The sequence below is a fragment of the Acinetobacter sp. 102 genome (assembly GCF_037028485.1).
Taxonomy (GTDB): domain Bacteria; phylum Pseudomonadota; class Gammaproteobacteria; order Pseudomonadales; family Moraxellaceae; genus Acinetobacter; species Acinetobacter higginsii.
In genome coordinates, this window is sequence record NZ_JAZEZK010000015.1 from 39,096 (window position 1) to 55,721 (window position 16,626).

At 43.9% G+C, this 16,626-nt stretch carries 15 protein-coding genes; 9 read left to right on the forward strand and 6 right to left on the reverse strand.

Annotated elements, in window-relative coordinates; translation table 11 throughout:
- Positions 1–39: 39 nt before the first annotated feature.
- From WA352_RS15065 to WA352_RS15085, 5 genes are all read right to left on the reverse strand, one after another.
- A complete protein-coding gene (locus WA352_RS15065) occupies positions 40–1,215 on the reverse strand; it encodes an OmpA family protein (protein WP_241345077.1) in 1,176 nt (391 codons plus the stop codon).
- A gap of 135 nt (positions 1,216–1,350) precedes the next feature.
- Positions 1,351–1,596, reverse strand: a complete 246-nt coding sequence (locus WA352_RS15070; protein WP_005312984.1) for a zinc ribbon domain-containing protein — start codon at positions 1,594–1,596, stop codon at positions 1,351–1,353.
- Between the two features lie 226 nt (positions 1,597–1,822).
- Positions 1,823–2,383 (reverse strand): dihydrofolate reductase family protein, encoded by a 561-nt coding sequence (locus tag WA352_RS15075; protein ID WP_033134066.1) that lies wholly within the window; start codon positions 2,381–2,383, stop codon positions 1,823–1,825.
- A 100-nt stretch (positions 2,384–2,483) separates the two neighbouring features.
- Complete coding sequence (gene puuE, locus WA352_RS15080) at positions 2,484–3,434, reverse strand: allantoinase PuuE (RefSeq protein WP_033134065.1); 951 nt, start codon at positions 3,432–3,434, stop codon at positions 2,484–2,486.
- Positions 3,435–3,562: 128 nt separating this feature from the next.
- Positions 3,563–4,495, reverse strand: a complete 933-nt coding sequence (locus WA352_RS15085; RefSeq protein WP_033134064.1) for a LysR family transcriptional regulator — start codon at positions 4,493–4,495, stop codon at positions 3,563–3,565.
- A gap of 164 nt (positions 4,496–4,659) precedes the next feature.
- On the opposite strand from WA352_RS15085, the gene WA352_RS15090 reads away from it, so the two are divergent.
- From WA352_RS15090 to WA352_RS15130, 9 genes are all read left to right on the forward strand, one after another.
- Entirely contained in the window at positions 4,660–5,715 is a 1,056-nt protein-coding gene (locus tag WA352_RS15090) for an aromatic ring-hydroxylating oxygenase subunit alpha (protein ID WP_033134063.1), read from the forward strand.
- A gap of 148 nt (positions 5,716–5,863) precedes the next feature.
- Entirely contained in the window at positions 5,864–6,616 is a 753-nt protein-coding gene (gene hutC, locus WA352_RS15095; RefSeq protein ID WP_336143058.1) for a histidine utilization repressor, read from the forward strand.
- Positions 6,613–7,194 carry a HutD/Ves family protein gene (locus tag WA352_RS15100; RefSeq protein WP_033134062.1) on the forward strand — a complete coding sequence of 194 codons (582 nt, stop codon included), beginning with the start codon at positions 6,613–6,615 and terminating at the stop codon, positions 7,192–7,194. The genes hutC and WA352_RS15100 overlap by 4 nt, the downstream gene beginning before the upstream one ends.
- A gap of 238 nt (positions 7,195–7,432) precedes the next feature.
- Complete coding sequence (gene hutU / locus WA352_RS15105) at positions 7,433–9,109, forward strand: urocanate hydratase (protein ID WP_005204526.1); 1,677 nt, start codon at positions 7,433–7,435, stop codon at positions 9,107–9,109.
- Positions 9,110–9,193: 84 nt separating this feature from the next.
- Positions 9,194–10,732, forward strand: a complete 1,539-nt coding sequence (hutH, locus tag WA352_RS15110) for a histidine ammonia-lyase (RefSeq protein ID WP_004806245.1) — start codon at positions 9,194–9,196, stop codon at positions 10,730–10,732.
- A 64-nt stretch (positions 10,733–10,796) separates the two neighbouring features.
- Positions 10,797–12,209 (forward strand): amino acid permease, encoded by a 1,413-nt coding sequence (locus WA352_RS15115; RefSeq protein ID WP_004806247.1) that lies wholly within the window; start codon positions 10,797–10,799, stop codon positions 12,207–12,209.
- Between the two features lie 51 nt (positions 12,210–12,260).
- The gene (hutI, locus tag WA352_RS15120) at positions 12,261–13,466 is read left to right on the forward strand and encodes an imidazolonepropionase (RefSeq protein WP_033134061.1); all 1,206 of its coding nucleotides are present in this window, start codon (positions 12,261–12,263) and stop codon (positions 13,464–13,466) included.
- 34 nt (positions 13,467–13,500) lie between these two features.
- Positions 13,501–14,421: a formimidoylglutamase gene (hutG, locus tag WA352_RS15125; protein ID WP_005204519.1), complete on the forward strand. Its 921-nt coding sequence runs from the start codon at positions 13,501–13,503 to the stop codon at positions 14,419–14,421.
- A gap of 32 nt (positions 14,422–14,453) precedes the next feature.
- Positions 14,454–15,725 carry a Glu/Leu/Phe/Val family dehydrogenase gene (locus tag WA352_RS15130; protein WP_004654197.1) on the forward strand — a complete coding sequence of 424 codons (1,272 nt, stop codon included), beginning with the start codon at positions 14,454–14,456 and terminating at the stop codon, positions 15,723–15,725.
- Positions 15,726–15,788: 63 nt separating this feature from the next.
- On the opposite strand, the gene WA352_RS15135 is transcribed toward WA352_RS15130, so the two are convergent.
- Positions 15,789–16,616, reverse strand: coding sequence for an SDR family oxidoreductase (locus WA352_RS15135; protein ID WP_033134060.1), 828 nt, complete (start codon positions 16,614–16,616; stop codon positions 15,789–15,791).
- Between the last annotated feature and the right edge of the window lie 10 nt (positions 16,617–16,626).

A 16,626-nucleotide genomic window follows, 5' to 3' on the forward strand; every position in this document is an offset into this window, starting at 1 on the left:
CGAGTATAAAACGTGACCATCGTTGACCCGCTCGCATCATCAAGTGCGCACGAAGATTTCCACCCGCCGATTCAACTGCCGGCAGGCAGGGTTGTCTTGGCCGCTGACTACGTTGGGCGCCACTGGCTGCGACTCGCCGTAACCACGCGTGCTGGCATCAGCTGCGGCACCACGCTGGCGCAAGGCCATGCCTACTGATTTAGCACGGCGCTCGGACAAATCCAGATTGTAGGCATCACTGCCCTTGGCATCGGTATGTCCGCGAATTTCTATTGCTTTGGCTGGTACTTTCTGCAAGGCCATGGCCAAGCTGTCCAGCACTTTAGCTGCGTCAGGACGGATATTCGTCTTGTCGAAATCGAACAACACCTGATCATTGAGAGTGATGATGAACCCACATGGCACACCGGATGGAGCGAATTTTTTTAACGGCGGGAACTTGCCAGCTGGAGTGACCTTGGGAATTGGTGCCATTTTCACTTGACGTGCTGGTGTGCCAATGCTGCCATTGCCTTTACCGTCGTTGCTCACCAACCCGTGCGGACCGTTCCATGTACCGCTGCCGTCGGCGTTGATGGTGACGATGCCTTGCGGACCATTCCAACTGCCTGAACCATCACCTTGGTTGCGAATCACCCCGTGGTCGCCGTTCCAAGTACCACCACCTTTGCCGTCCAGCACGATGATGCCGTACTTGCCGTTATACGTGCCCGAACCGTCGGCCTCGACCGAGATGATTCCATCGTCAGCGCCACCGCCGCCATTGCCGTTGATTGTGCCACTGCCATCTGCGTTGACGACGATGACGCCGCCTTCGTAGTTGGCGGTACCACTGCCGTCTGCGTCGATATGGAAGATGCCTTCATCACCGTTGCGCGACAGATTGCCTTGCGCATCTGTGCTGGTAATGCCCGCATCGTTGACTAATGCGCCGTCGGTGGCACAGTTGGCGGGCTTGACACTGATGCCAGCCACTGGGTCAATGATATCTTGCATCGATGTTTCCAACGCTCGCTGGGCTGGGCCAATACCGATGATCTCCGGCACAACGATCTGCGGGATTACTGGGAAGTCGACATCCCCAGCGGACTTCGCTGCTGATTTGGCTGTTTTCGCCGTGGCATTATCCTTATCTTCGTTAGCCGAGGGTGACTTCGTGCAGGCGCACGCGAGCAATGCTATTCCCAACACCATGAATCTGTTCATTGAAAACATGTCTAATTACTCTACTTATATGTTGACCGCATTTTGTTTTAATTGAGTCGTGTTAAGTCCTTCGAATACCTATCTTTGGCTACAAAAAACACGTGTACAACTAACAAGGCTATGTAGTTCTTTAATTAAGCTTATTCATTCGCTCTTAAGTGAAAGATAGGCAAATACCAGCACCGCTAGTCCGAAGAGGAGTCGCGCAATCCAAGGCGTGATCAGCCAAGCGCCGAGTGCCATGATGGTGCGGCTTAACACATGCGGTGATTGCAATGCTCTTGGCTCGGGTGTGTTATGTTGCGTCTGCAGAGGATAACCGCAATGCGGGCAGGAGTTGGCTTGGGTCGAAACCTGACGGCTGCATTCGGGGCATGAAATAAGCGCCATAAGCATTTTTCCTTTTTAATTTTTCCTATTTGGGCATTAAGAAATGTCGTATAAACGCATCTCCTCGATTCGCAATCAGGTCATAAAATTGTATCAGTTCAACGATTGGAAAATTCTTCCGAATAACCCATTTTATTTGACAGAATGGGTTAATTCGATTGAGTTGGGGGAGTTCTTTAATTGTTTCACCAGTATTTACAGGCTAGATAAGGCATTCAACATTTTACTAATTTTTTTTATGTTCAACGCTATAATGTAATTCAACCATACCTTCACCCATTTGATGAACGGAGATCAATTTAAGTGTTGGAGCAAGTACTTTTCGGGGGAAAAGCGCTTTTCCTTTCCCAAGGGTGGCTGAGCCAATTTGTATAATCAGTTCATCAAGCAAATTGGCATCATAGAACTGACCCGCTAATTCGCCACCGCCTACAATCCAAATATTCTTATCCTCAATGATGGATTGTATTTCAGCATAAACAGGAGTGATGTCTCCTTGTATAAAATGGATATTTGCACCTTCAATCAAGGGCAGTTTACGGCTGGAAAATACCCAAGTTGGCTGAGTATAAGGCCAAGGAGAACCTGTTTCGGCAGCAACTTGCTCTGCGTTATTCAATATCCATTCATAAGTTGCCGATCCCATCACCAAAGCACCAACATTTGCAATAAACGTGGGATAACTTGAGTTATCTAGTTCGCCTAATGCAAATAACCATTCCAAAGAATCGTCTTCGGTCGCAATAAATCCATCTAGTGTACTCGCTGCAAAATATTGTACTTTCATCCTGATCATCTCCTTATTCTAAAGGAGTAGCTTAAAGCTTATTTTGTTTGGATAAATTGTTTAAATCGGATATACGACACATGATGACGCTTTAATAAACCTAAGCTTGAAAAGGATGATGTGTATACCAATGCTCCGCAATCTGCTGACGGGTGCAAATCCAGACCCGATCATGATTTTGCACATAATCAAGGAAACGTTGTAATGCCTTAAAGCGGGCAGGACGTCCTAAAATTCGACAGTGCATACCAATCGAAAGCATCTTGGGTGAGGTTGCTCCCTCTGCATAGAGGACATCAAAAGCATCTTTTAAATATTCAAAAAAATCCTCACTGCGATTAAAACCAGTTGGTGAGGCAAATTTCATATCATTGGTATCAAGTGTATAGGGAATAATTAAATGCGGACGGCTTGCACCCGCTGCATTGCTGAGTGTTGTCCAAAAGGGTAAGTCATCGCCGTAATAATCACTGTCATATTGCACCTGATCATATTCAGCCAATAATTGACGGGTATTCGGGCTATCACGGCCTGTATACCAACCTGTCGGCATTTCACCAAACAAATCTTTAAGGGTATGCATGGCTTCATCCATATGTTGTTTCTCGGTTGCAACATCCATATTTTGATAATGAATCCAGCGTAAGCCATGCGAGACCACATCATAATGGTGTTGTTTGATCGCCTCGACCACCAATGGATTACGTTGCAACGCCATCGCCACAGCAAAAATAGTCATAGGCAATTGGCGTTTGGCAAATTCCTGCTGAATCCGCCAAAAACCGACCCGTGATCCATATTCATAAATCGAGTCCATCGAAAGATGCCGAGCAGGATAACTTTCTGCACCACTGATTTCAGACAAGAACTGTTCTGATCCTTCATCGCCATGCAGAATATGCTTTTCGCCGCCTTCTTCATAATTCAGCACAAACTGAACCGCGATTTTTGCTTGATTGGGCCATTGGGCATGTGGAGGTTGATCGGCATAACCGACCATATCGCGTGGATAATCTGCTGTTAAATGAGCGTCTGTATTGGGCCAAACCATAGCAATGCCTAAATCGTGAAAAAGGTGAATCTTCACATCAACTTACCTGATTAAATCTTTGGGTGTCAAACACTATATTGATTTAAATCAATAGCTTGTGTGTTTTGTTTTGGTGCAAAAATACCATGTTATTGATGAATATTCTGTAGCATGCGCGATTTTAGTGCTTCCATCTCGATAATGATTTGATTCATCATGATTTGAGCAATCCGAGAAAGTTGCCGTTTTGGTGCAACACAAAGTGCAACTGTAATTGGATGTAGGCCATGATCATTGATCGCTCTAAATTCAAATTCAGCATTTTCAATATAAGGGGCTGCATCCAGATAACTCATGATGCTGATACCTAGGTTTTGTCTGAGCAATGAAATCATCATATGGATATCGTTGCATTCGATGGTGTGGCGTGGGTGAAAGTCCTGTTTTTTATATAAGGCGGTGACATGGTCATGAATAACCAAAGGCTCGGCAGGAATAATATGATTGAATTCCAGCGTATCGGAGAAGTAGATTTTTTCTTTATGGGCTAAAGGGTGCTGTTTAGGAATTACGAAACCCAAGGGCATTTCAATAAAGGCACTGATCTGCAATTGATGCTGATGTTTGGGGTTCAGAATCAAGCCAAAGTCCAGTTCAGCATTAATCACCAGATCAGCGATACGATCACTGTCCAAGACACGAACCTTAAAATTAATCCACGGATATTGCTGAACAATAGACTGCATCACGGCACTGACAAAGCTTTCATTGAGTGCTGCAATCATCCCAAAATCAATTGAACCGCGTTGTATGCCTTGGATTTCATTCAAACGTTTCTGTGTGATTTGAAACTCTTTTTGCCAGCTGCGTAGATCGGCATAGAGTAATTCACCAGCCAAGGTCAGCTTGAGTCCACTGGGTAAACGTTCAAATAAAGCCACACCGAGTTCTTCTTCTGCCAAAACAATCTGCCGATGTACGGCAGAGACAGAAATAAACAGTTGATCGGCTGCTTTTCTTAAACTGCCTGTTTTGGCAACGGCAATAAAATAATCGGCAAAACGTGAAAATGGCAAGGCCATTGCAAACTCACTTGAGATAAAGCAGGTTTTAATACAGAAGCAATTTTAGTGCCTAGGCTGTTCTAATTTTTAGAATGATGCATATAAATCATTCTAATAGACGAGAATATTGATCTATTCCACACTGCTCTTGAAGAGAAAAATCTTAAAAATGAGCACAGGATATGAACGCAATTCCATTCATCAATCTTCCAAATAAGCCATGTCATAGCCAATTTGATGATCAGGATTGGCAGATTCTTGCACAACATTGGTATCCCGTGGCACGTATTGAAGATGTGGGCAGTAAACCTCAGCAAGTGACCTTATTGGATATGAATCTAGCTTTGTATAAGACCGAAACAGGGCAGATTCATTTAGCACGAGATATTTGCCCGCATCGTGGTGTGCCTTTGAGTAAAGGCTGGGTTGAGGGAGACACTTTGATTTGTCCTTATCATGGACTTCATTTTAATGAAGATGGCAAATGCACTAAAATCCCAGCTCAACCTGATTTAACTAAAATCTCAGAGCGCTTTTCGCTGACCAAGTTTCCCGTGGTTTTAAAATATGGCTTGGTTTGGACCAGCATTTTGGGCAGAGATGAAAGTTTGGCAAATTTCCCTGTATTAGACACATGGGAGAGTGAGGCACATCAAGCCATTTTGCCGCCTTCTGTGGATATTGCCGGTTCAAGCGGTCGTCAACTGGAAGGTTTTATTGATGTGGCACACTTTGCTTGGGTGCATCATCAGGCCTTTGCCGATCGAGATAATCCTGTAGTACCTAAATATTGGACTGAACGTACCGATTATGGCTTGCATACGAACTACACCAGTAATGTCAGCAACTATCCGCATGGTATGCAACATTTAGCACCCGATGATTTTTTATGGGAACGAATCTTTGATGTTTATCCGCCATTTTCAGCAATACTGACCATTCATTTTCCAAATGACGGGGTGCTCAAGATTTTAAATGCCTGTTGTCCCATCTCGCATAATAAGACCCGTTTGTTTGTACCGTTAACCCGTAATTTCGATACCACGGGGGATTTACAGGCAGTCTATGATTTTAATGCGCAGATTTTTGCCGAAGATCAAGAGATGGTAGAGGCGCAAAAGCCAGAAGAATTACCTTTAGATATTAGTATGGAAGCACATTTTGAAGCAGATCGTTCTTCGACCATGTATCGCCGTATCTTGGCTGAATGGGGTTTAAGCAAACGCTATACGGTTTAGCTTGAATAAATTTGGGATATTTAAGAGATTAAATCAGAGTTGTTTATCTTCTATTAAGCCTAAATTGTTTATTTGTATAGGCTTGTATATACAATTGCGCTAAATTCAATATACAATGAGTTATAGTATTTAGTATGAGTTTTAGCCAATGTCAAGAGCGACAAAGCAAAACGATTTAGATTTGTCCTTAGAAGAAGATAGTCCTGTTCCTTTGTATTTGCGTGTGAAACAAATGATTTCGCAAAAAATCTATGAAGGAACATGGACCGTCAATAAAAAAATTCCATCAGAAAGTGAATTGGTTAATTTACTCGGCTGTAGTCGCATGACCGTGAATCGTGCCTTGCGCGAACTCACCAGTGAAGGTTTGTTGGTACGTATCCAAGGTGTTGGTTCTTTTGTTGCAGAAGGACAAGGGCGTACCGCTTTGTTTCATGTCAATAATATTGCCGAAGAAATCATTGCCCGAAATCATAAACATCATGCCGAAGTTTTGGTACTGGAACAGATTCAGGCCAATGCTGAACAAAGTATGCTGATGCAGATTCGTGAAGGACAAAAACTATTTCACTCGATCATCGTGCATTATGAAAATGATGTGCCTGTACAAATCGAAGATCGACTGGTCGATCCGATGTTGATTCCAGATTATTTGGCACAAGATTTTAAGTCCATCACACCAAATGCTTATTTAATGTCGAAAGCACCCGTGACTGAAGGGGAACATGTGGTGACCGCAATTTTAGCGTCAGCACAAGAATGTAAATGGCTGAAAATAAACAAGACTGAACCTTGTCTGTTGATTCGTCGCAGAACTTGGTCAAATAAACAACTCATTTCCAGTGCGCGCTTGATCTATCCGGGTAGCCGTTATTATCTGGATGGTAAATTTACCCAATGATTCAACACTTAGACACGGCTGACTATAAACAGATGCTGTGGAAGAATGGTGCAGGTTATACCGTTGAGCTTGCCCGAAGTGACGGTGACAGTTTGGATACGTTTGATTGGCGTATCTCCATGGCTGATGTCAAAACTTCGGGGGATTTTTCCAAGTTTAATGGCATGCAACGCATCCTTACGGTATTGGAAGGTGCTGGCATCGTATTGAATATTGCCGGTGATTCCGAGCATCTGAGAACTTTACAATCTGTTCAATTCAGTGGGGATCGCACGACCAGTTGTAGACTAATTGACGGACCGATCCGGGACTTTAATTTGATTTATCATCCTGAAAAATGGCATTCCTGCTACCAATGGCTGTTTGAGTCAGCGAGCACTGAGATGTTCAGTTCAGCCGATCTGATTTTTATTTTTAATCAGAGTTCAGAACCATTGGAAATTGAAGTGGATCGGCAGGTTTTTCGTTTAGTACACCAGCAAAGTCTTAAAATCGAGCAGCAAAAAGCATTGAAAAAACTGGTTTTAAAATCTGAGCGTTTTAAGCAAGCTTGTCTGATCGAACTCACAAAAATCTAATTTTTTGCAAACTTCACGAAACACATATGACTTCAGGTTGTATGTGTTTTTTATTGCCGATCAAAAAATAAATCTATTTATTTCATAAGTTTGTAATTTATTTTCATAAAAGAATTGAAAAGCATCTTTTCAATATAAAAGTTTTGTGTAGTATATGGATGTATATACAAGTTAATACATTGCTATACAGTAAAGCAGGTTAATTTGCTGATTCAAACTCAATGGAAGGAGTCCGATTGTGACAACAACGACAACAAAATTTCGTGATGTAGAAATTCGCGCACCACGTGGTACAAAGCTCAATGCAAAAAGCTGGTTAACAGAAGCACCGTTACGCATGCTGATGAACAACCTTGACCCTGATGTTGCAGAGAATCCAAAAGAGCTTGTTGTTTACGGTGGTATCGGTCGTGCTGCACGTAACTGGGAATGTTTTGACAAGATCGTTGAAACGCTAAAGAATTTAGAAACTGATGAAACCTTGTTGGTTCAATCTGGTAAGCCTGTGGGTGTGTTTAAAACCCATAAAGATGCACCGCGTGTTTTGATTGCAAACTCGAATCTTGTTCCACATTGGGGAACGTGGGAGCATTTCAATGAATTGGATGCGAAAGGTTTGGCAATGTATGGTCAGATGACAGCGGGTTCTTGGATTTATATTGGTAGCCAAGGCATTGTGCAAGGCACTTACGAAACGTTTGTAGAAGCAGGTCGCCAACACTATAACGGTGATTTGACAGGTCGTTGGGTCTTGACTGCTGGTTTAGGTGGTATGGGCGGTGCACAACCTTTAGCTGCAACATTGGCAGGCGCATGCTCACTCAATATCGAATGCCAACAAACCAGTATCGATTTCCGTTTACGTACGCGTTATGTCGATGAGCAAGCCACTGATTTAGATGATGCTTTGGCGCGTATTGAAAAATATACCAAAGAAGGTAAGGCTGTTTCGATTGCATTACATGGCAATGCAGCAGAAATCTTACCTGAATTAGTCCGTCGTGGCGTACATCCAGACATGGTGACTGACCAAACCAGCGCACATGACCCATTAAATGGTTATTTACCAATTGGCTGGACATGGGAAGAGTACCGTCAGCGCGCTAAAACTGAGCCAGAAGTTGTGGTTAAAGCAGCGAAACAGTCGATGGCGCAGCATGTTCAAGCGATGCTGGATTTCCAGAAAATGGGTGTTCCAACTTTTGACTATGGCAACAACATCCGTCAAATGGCACAAGATGAAGGCGTAGCAAATGCCTTTGATTTCCCTGGCTTCGTTCCTGCTTATATTCGTCCATTGTTCTGTCGTGGTGTTGGTCCATTCCGTTGGGCTGCACTTTCAGGTGATCCAGAAGATATCTATAAGACAGATGCCAAAGTAAAAGAACTCATTCCAGATGATGAACATTTACATCGCTGGTTAGATATGGCGCGTGAACGTATTAGCTTCCAAGGTTTACCAGCGCGTATTTGCTGGGTCGGCTTAGGTTTACGTGCAAAACTCGGTTTGGCATTTAATGAAATGGTTCGTAGTGGTGAACTTTCAGCACCTATCGTGATTGGTCGTGACCATCTGGATTCAGGTTCAGTGTCTAGTCCAAACCGTGAAACAGAATCAATGAAAGATGGTTCAGATGCCGTATCTGACTGGCCGTTATTGAATGCCTTGTTGAATACTGCTGGCGGTGCGACTTGGGTGTCATTACATCACGGCGGTGGTGTAGGTATGGGCTTCTCTCAACACTCAGGTGTGGTGATCGTATGTGATGGTACAGATGAGGCAGCAGCACGTATTGCACGTGTATTGACCAATGACCCTGCAACAGGGGTAATGCGTCATGCTGATGCAGGTTATGACATTGCGATTGATTGTGCCAAAGAGCAAGGCTTGAACTTGCCGATGATCACACAATAAACAGACAAGGACATTACGATGCTTTTTGCAATTGTGTAAGCGGCATCGTAAGCGAACAATAGAGTGCAAAACAGGACGCCAATAATGGAACTTCTAATTCAACCCGGCAAACTTAGCTTAGCAGATCTGCGCCACGCTTATTTAAATCCAATCAAAGTGAAACTCGATGACAGCGCTTCTGCTGGCATCAATGCGAGTGTTGCTTGTGTCGAACAAATCGTCAACGAAGGCCGTACTGCTTACGGGATCAATACGGGTTTTGGTTTACTTGCATCAACTAAAATTGCACCAGAAGACCTAGAGCAATTACAGCGTTCTTTGGTGCTATCACACGCTGCTGGCGTGGGCGAGCCGCTTGATGATGCGATGGTTCGTCTGATTATGTTGCTTAAAGCAAATAGTTTGGCACGTGGCTTTTCGGGGATTCGCCGTAAAGTAATTGATGCCATTTTGGCGTTGATCAATGCAGAAGTTTATCCGCATATTCCATTAAAAGGTTCTGTTGGTGCTTCAGGTGACTTGGCACCACTGGCACACATGTCTTTGGTGTTATTAGGCGAAAGCAAAGCGCGTTATAAAGGTGAATGGTTACCAGCGGTTGAAGCACTTAAAATTGCGGGTTTAGAGCCAATTTCTTTAGCTGCGAAAGAAGGTTTAGCACTTTTAAACGGGACACAAGTTTCTACAGCATACGCATTACGTGGTTTGTTTGAGGCAGAAGATTTATTTGCTGCTGCAACGGTGTGTGGTGGTTTAAGTGTTGAAGCCATGCTGGGTTCTCGGGCACCATTCGATGCACGTATTCATGAAGTTCGCGGTCAACGTGGTCAAATTGATGTTGCTGCTGCATATCGTGACTTACTGACTGAATCGAGTGAAATTTCTCATTCACATGAGGACTGTAGCAAGGTTCAAGACCCATACTCACTGCGTTGCCAACCTCAGGTGATGGGTGCTTGCTTGACTCAAATTCGTCAAGCCGCAGAAGTGTTAGCAATTGAATCAAATGCGGTATCTGATAACCCATTAGTCTTTGCTGCTGAAGGTGATGTAATTTCAGGTGGTAACTTCCATGCTGAACCAGTGGCTATGGCTGCGGATAACCTTGCATTGGCAATTGCCGAAATTGGTTCACTGTCTGAACGTCGTATTTCGATGATGATGGACCGTCATATGTCACAATTGCCGCCATTCTTGGTTGCCAATGGTGGGGTCAATTCAGGCTTCATGATTGCTCAAGTAACAGCCGCTGCGTTAGCAAGTGACAATAAAGCACTTGCACATCCTGCCAGTGTTGATAGTTTACCGACCTCTGCAAATCAGGAAGACCATGTTTCTATGGCGCCGAATGCGGGCAAACGTTTGTGGTATATGGCTGACAACGTTCGCGGCATTCTTGCAGTTGAGTGGTTAGGGGCATGTCAGGGTCTTGATTTCCGTGAAGGTTTGAAGAGTTCTCCAAAACTTGAGCGTGCGCGTAAAGTGCTGCGTGACCAAGTGCCTTATTACAGTGAAGATCGTTTCTTTGCGCCAGATATTGAGCAAGCGAGTGAATTGCTTGCAAGTGGCTGCTTGAACGAATTACTCATTCCACAGCTATTACCGAGTTTGTCTGAAGTGTGATCAATAAATCGGTCACATGGAGTGGCCGAATCTAACTAAATTTCCTCAAGGATTGGAGATTATAATGTCACAACACTCCACATTACAGCGGGGGTTAAACACCCGCCATATTCGTTTTTTGGCATTGGGTTCAGCCATTGGGACAGGACTCTTTTACGGTTCGGCAACAGCCATCAAAATGGCAGGTCCGTCTGTATTAATCGCATATATCGTTGCAGGGATTGCAATTTATATCGTGATGCGCGCATTGGGTGAGATGGCTGTACATAACCCAGTATCGGGTTCATTCAGTCACTATGCCTCACAATATATTGGTCCACTTGCAGGTTTTACCACAGGCTGGACCTACGTTTTTGAAATGATCATTGTGGCTTTGGCCGATGTCACCGCCTTCGGGATTTATATGGGGTTCTGGTACCCCGATGTGCCGCGCTGGATCTGGATTCTGTCGCTGATTATGTTCCTTGGGGCAATTAACCTGATTCATGTCAAAGTCTTTGGTGAACTGGAATTCTGGCTTTCAATTGTCAAAGTGACGGCGATTGTTGCGATGATTGTCGGTGGTTTAGGTTTAATGTTCTATGGCTTCCATGCGGATCATAGTGGTTTTACCACTGGCATTCAAAACTTATGGATTCACGATGGCTTTATGCCAAATGGTATTGCTGGTTTAGTTGCCTGTTTATCTGTGGTGGTATTCGCTTTTGGTGGGATTGAAATTATCGGGATTACCGCAGGTGAGTCGCAAGACCCGAAAACCTCGATTCCTAAAGCAATTAATGCGGTGCCAGTACGTATTCTGTTGTTCTATGTCATGACGATTTTTGTATTGATGTCGATTTTTCCATGGAATCAAATTGGTAGCCAAGGCAGTCCATTTGTACAGATCTTTGAAAATCTTGGGATTGGATCTGCGGCAACCGTTCTCAATATCGTGGTGATTACCGCGGCGATCTCTGCGATCAATAGTGATGTATTTGGTGCTGGACGTATGCTGTATGGCATGTCGAATCGTGGACAAGCACCGCAAGTATTCCAAAAAATCTCCAAAAATGGTGTGCCTTGGATGACAGTTGTGGTGATGGCAGGGGTGTTATTGATCGGCGTATTGCTGAACTATCTGATTCCTGAAAATGTATTCATCATTATTGCTTCAATTGCGACTTTTGCTACGGTTTGGGTGTGGTTGATGATTTTAATTGCTCAAGTTGCGATGCGTCGTAAGTTGTCTAAAGCAGAAATCAAAGCCCTCGATTTCCCAGTGATTGGCTGGCCGTATGCACCTGCATTTGCAATTGCGTTCATGTTGTTTATCTTGGCGATGATGGGCTATTTCCCAGACTCACGACCTGCAATTTATGTTGGCGCAACCTGGTTAGTTTTACTTTGGATTGCTTATACCATTTGGGTGAAGCCCAAGCAAAACACGGTAAAAGAAAATCAAAGCATGCAACAAAATATCGAAATGGAAAGTTAAATATCAAGCTGCTCAGGTGTCATCCCGCCTGAGCAGTGAGAGGAACTGTGAATGAAAAAGCTTTGGAAAAACTGTCATATCGCCACCATGCAAAATGGGCAATATTCCAGTATTGAACATGCTGCAATGGTCACTTCAGGGCAGCATATCCACTGGATTGGAACATTTGAAGATCTTCCTGCCGATGCTTATTCCGAAACCATCGATTTGAATGGCGCATGGGTCACACCGGGTTTGATTGATTGTCATACCCATAGCGTGTTTGGTGGCAACCGTAGTGTTGAGTTTGAAAAACGCCTGCAAGGTGCTAGCTATGCTGAGATCGCAGCTAGCGGTGGCGGGATTGCCAGTACGGTTCGTGCCACGCGTGAAGCGAGTGAACAAGAGTTGCTTGCATCAGCTTTGAAACGAGTTCGCTGCTTGCTTAAAGATGGTGTCACCACTATTGAGATTAAGTCAGGTTACGGTCTGGACTATGCTAATGAGCGGAAAATGCTGCGTGTGATTCGTCAGATTGCAGATACTTTGCCGATGACAGTTCGCAGTACCTGCTTAGCAGCACATGCTTTACCGCCTGAGTATCAAGATCAAAGTGATGCTTATATCGAGCATATCTGCAATGACATGCTGCCAAAACTACATCAAGAAGGTTTGGTTGATGCAGTCGATGCCTTTTGTGAATATTTGGCATTTTCGCCAGCTCAAGTCGAACGTCTATTTAAAACAGCGCAGTCTTTAAATCTACCGATCAAGTTACACGCTGAGCAACTGTCTGCATTGGGTGGATCGAGTTTGGCGGCACGTTATCATGCCTTATCGGCAGATCATTTAGAGTTTATGACTGAGGATGATGTTAAGGCGATGGCTGCTGCTGGAACGGTGGCGGTGTTATTACCGGGCGCATTCTATTTCTTGAGAGAAACCAAATATCCACCTTTAGACAGTTTGCATCAACATGGGGTACGCATTGCACTATCCAGTGATTTAAATCCAGGCACATCACCAGCCTTATCTTTACGGTTAATGATGAATATGGGGAGTACCTTATTCCGTCTAACACCTGAACAGACTTTGGCGGGTGTGACGACGCATGCGGCACATGCATTGGGTTTACAAGAGACTCACGGCACTTTAGAGACTGGTAAAGTTGCAGACTTTATTGCGTGGGATATTGAGCATCCATCCGAGATTGTTTACTGGTTGGGTGGCGATTTACCGAAGCGGATTATTCAGCATGGCAATGAAATCTCAATCTAACAGCGAAGCTCATTTTTAAAGGACGCTAGACATAATGAATCATTCATTTACATGGCAGGGGCGTAAAGATGGTGAGGGTGCTGAACACTTAAGGATTCACCAAGTCGTCAATACCACACCACGAGCTGATTATGCCTTGATTGGCTTTAGCTCGGATGAGGGCGTTAAGCGTAACAAAGGGCGCTTGGGTGCAGCAGATGCACCTGACAGTATTCGTGCGCAATTGGCTAATTTACCTGTGCATCAACCAGTCACGATTACCGATATTGGCACAGTGGTATGTGACGGCTCCAAACTGGAACAAGCACAGGCTGAATTGGCTGAACAAGTTGAAAGAAGCCTCAAACAGGGCATGAAGCCGATTGTGTTAGGCGGTGGCCATGAGGTGGCTTTTGGTAGCTTCTCAGGTCTGTTTCAATATCTGCAAAATCATGAGCCGAATAAGAAGATCGGCATCATCAATTTCGATGCACATTTCGACTTGCGTGAAGCTGAACAGGTGACTTCTGGCACACCTTTTTTAAATGCAGCAAAACTGTCTGAACAGCATCAACAAGAATTTAATTATTTGTGCATTGGCGTAGCGAAACATTCAAACACCAAGGTTTTATTTGAAACCGCAGATCGGCTGAATTGTACTTATATTTACGATTATGAGTTGCAGCAACAAAATGTTGAAACTTTAATCGAAAAGTTGACAGCTTTTACCGGAAAAGTTGACTATTTGTATATTACAGTTGATCTTGATGTATTTAGTGCTAGCATTGCGCCAGGTGTAAGCGCACCTGCGGTTAAAGGGATTGATTTATCCGTCTTTGACCCATTACTAGAGGCCATTAAGGAAACCGGAAAGATTAAAGTTTTTGATGTGGCGGAATGTAATCCACGGTTTGATTTGGATAGTAGAACTGCCAAATTAGCCGCTTATATAATTTTTAACTACATATTTGATTGATGGATCATGTGAATTCATCAAAAGGTTAAAACATGTCTAATTTATCTTATGTCTCTCAAAATGACGGTCCATGGGCAACTTATCTTGAACAGATCGAGCGTGTTGCTCCATATCTAGATGGTTTAGAAGACTATGTGGACACATTGAAGCGCCCAAAACGTGCTTTGATTGTCGACGTGCCAATTGTTATGGACGATGGCACAATTCGTCATTTTGAAGGTTATCGTGTACAACACAACTTGTCACGTGGTCCGGGTAAAGGCGGTATTCGCTATCACCCAGATGTAGATTTAAATGAAGTAATGGCTCTTTCAGCATGGATGACAATTAAAACTGCGGTGGTAAATTTACCATTCGGCGGTGCAAAAGGTGGCATTCGTGTTGATCCGCGTCAACTTTCACCACGTGAATTAGAACGTTTAACACGTCGTTATACCAGTGAAATCAGCCATATCATTGGCCCACAAAAAGATATCCCTGCCCCAGACGTGGGGACTAATCCAAACGTAATGGGTTGGATCATGGATACCTATTCATCTGGTCAAGGTCATACGGTGACGGGTGTTGTAACAGGTAAACCGGTACACCTCGGTGGTTCTCTTGGTCGTATTAAAGCAACAGGCCGTGGTGTATTTATCACAGGTCAACAAGTTGCTGAAAAAATCAAATTACCTTTAGACGGTGCGAAAATTGCGGTTCAAGGTTTTGGTAACGTCGGTAGCGAAGCTGCATATTTGTTTGCAGACTCGAAATCGATCATCGTGACGATTCAAGATCACACAGGTACGATTTTCAACCCTGAAGGGATCGATCTTGCTGCATTAAAAACTCACATGGAAACTCACCAAGGTGTGGGTGGCTTTGCTGGTGCGCAAGTGATCAGTGATGAAGAGTTCTGGAATGTAGAGATGGATATTTTGATCCCTGCTGCATTGGAAAGCCAAATCACAGTTGAACGTGCTCAAAAATTAACTGCGAAGTTAGTGCTTGAAGGCGCGAACGGCCCAACATTCCCTGAAGCGGATGATGTTTTGGTTCAACGTGGTATTACGGTTGTTCCTGACGTGATCTGTAATGCGGGTGGTGTAACCGTATCTTACTTCGAATGGGTTCAAGATATGTCGAGCTACTTCTGGTCTGAAGAAGAAATTAATGAAAGACTGGATAAGTTGATGATTCAAGCCATTAACGATGTATGGCACAAATCAAGCGAAAAAGAATGTACTTTACGTACAGCAGCCTTCATTTTAGGTTGTGAGCGTATCTTAAAAGCACGTAAAGAGCGTGGTATTTTCCCAGGCTAATTTTAGCTGTGCTTTTGAAACGACCTTAAGGTGTAAACTTTAAGGTCGTTTTTTATTGCTGAATCAATCCAGAAAGAAATCTTTTTGTAGCTGGGTGTTGCCACTGACACAGGCATACTGAGCGAAATCAGTGATCCCGATCCGTGCCAGTGCTTGTTCATCTGTGAGGCTTTGTCCCGTTAGTTCACCTTTGACCGTACTGTAAATTGCAAAAGCAGCGTCCGCCATGATCTCCGGTTTACGACTCAATTGACGCGTATTTTCCTCACCTAGGTTCTTCGAAACTGCTGCTGTAGCGATATAGGTTTCAGGCCATAGCGTATTACAGGAAATACCATAGTGACGGAACTCTTCTGCCATACCTAGCGTCAGAATCGTCATACCATATTTAGATAAGGCATAAGGCGAGAGCATACCCAACCATTTTGGTGACATATTTACAGGTGGCGATAAGCTTAAAATATGCGGATCTTTTGCTTGTTTGAGATAGGGTAAAGCGGCCTGTGCACAAATAAAGGTTGCACGGTGGTTAATGGTTTGGATCAGGTCATATTGTTTTAATGAAGTGGCTTCGACACCTGTGAGTGCAATCGCACCTGCATTATTTATTAATACATCAATACCACCAAAGTTCTTGGCTGCTTGTTGCATGGCAGCATGAATCTGCTGTTCATCTCGTACATCTAACAGTAAGGGCAGTGCTTTGCCACCAGCAGCTTCAATTTCTTCGGCGACGCTATAAATTGTGCCTGTTAATTTTGCTGTTTCCACTTCAGTTTTTGCCGCAATAACAACATTTGCTCCAGCTTGTGCTGCTTTCAGCGCGATGGCTCGGCCAATTCCGCGGCTGCCACCAGTAATAAAAATGGTTTTTCCTTGCATATTACTCATGTCAATGTCC

Coding starts and splice junctions, on each gene's coding strand:
- WA352_RS15065 (WP_241345077.1), bottom strand. CDS start 1,215: ATGTTTTCAATGAACAGATTCATGGTGTTGGGAATAGCATTGCTCGCG.
- WA352_RS15070 (WP_005312984.1), bottom strand. CDS start 1,596: ATGGCGCTTATTTCATGCCCCGAATGCAGCCGTCAGGTTTCGACCCAA.
- WA352_RS15075 (WP_033134066.1), bottom strand. CDS start 2,383: ATGAAAGTACAATATTTTGCAGCGAGTACACTAGATGGATTTATTGCG.
- puuE (WP_033134065.1), bottom strand. CDS start 3,434: ATGGTTTGGCCCAATACAGACGCTCATTTAACAGCAGATTATCCACGC.
- WA352_RS15085 (WP_033134064.1), bottom strand. CDS start 4,495: ATGGCCTTGCCATTTTCACGTTTTGCCGATTATTTTATTGCCGTTGCC.
- WA352_RS15090 (WP_033134063.1), top strand. CDS start 4,660: ATGAACGCAATTCCATTCATCAATCTTCCAAATAAGCCATGTCATAGC.
- hutC (WP_336143058.1), top strand. CDS start 5,864: ATGTCAAGAGCGACAAAGCAAAACGATTTAGATTTGTCCTTAGAAGAA.
- WA352_RS15100 (WP_033134062.1), top strand. CDS start 6,613: ATGATTCAACACTTAGACACGGCTGACTATAAACAGATGCTGTGGAAG.
- hutH (WP_004806245.1), top strand. CDS start 9,194: ATGGAACTTCTAATTCAACCCGGCAAACTTAGCTTAGCAGATCTGCGC.
- WA352_RS15115 (WP_004806247.1), top strand. CDS start 10,797: ATGTCACAACACTCCACATTACAGCGGGGGTTAAACACCCGCCATATT.
- hutI (WP_033134061.1), top strand. CDS start 12,261: ATGAAAAAGCTTTGGAAAAACTGTCATATCGCCACCATGCAAAATGGG.
- hutG (WP_005204519.1), top strand. CDS start 13,501: ATGAATCATTCATTTACATGGCAGGGGCGTAAAGATGGTGAGGGTGCT.
- WA352_RS15130 (WP_004654197.1), top strand. CDS start 14,454: ATGTCTAATTTATCTTATGTCTCTCAAAATGACGGTCCATGGGCAACT.
- WA352_RS15135 (WP_033134060.1), bottom strand. CDS start 16,616: ATGAGTAATATGCAAGGAAAAACCATTTTTATTACTGGTGGCAGCCGC.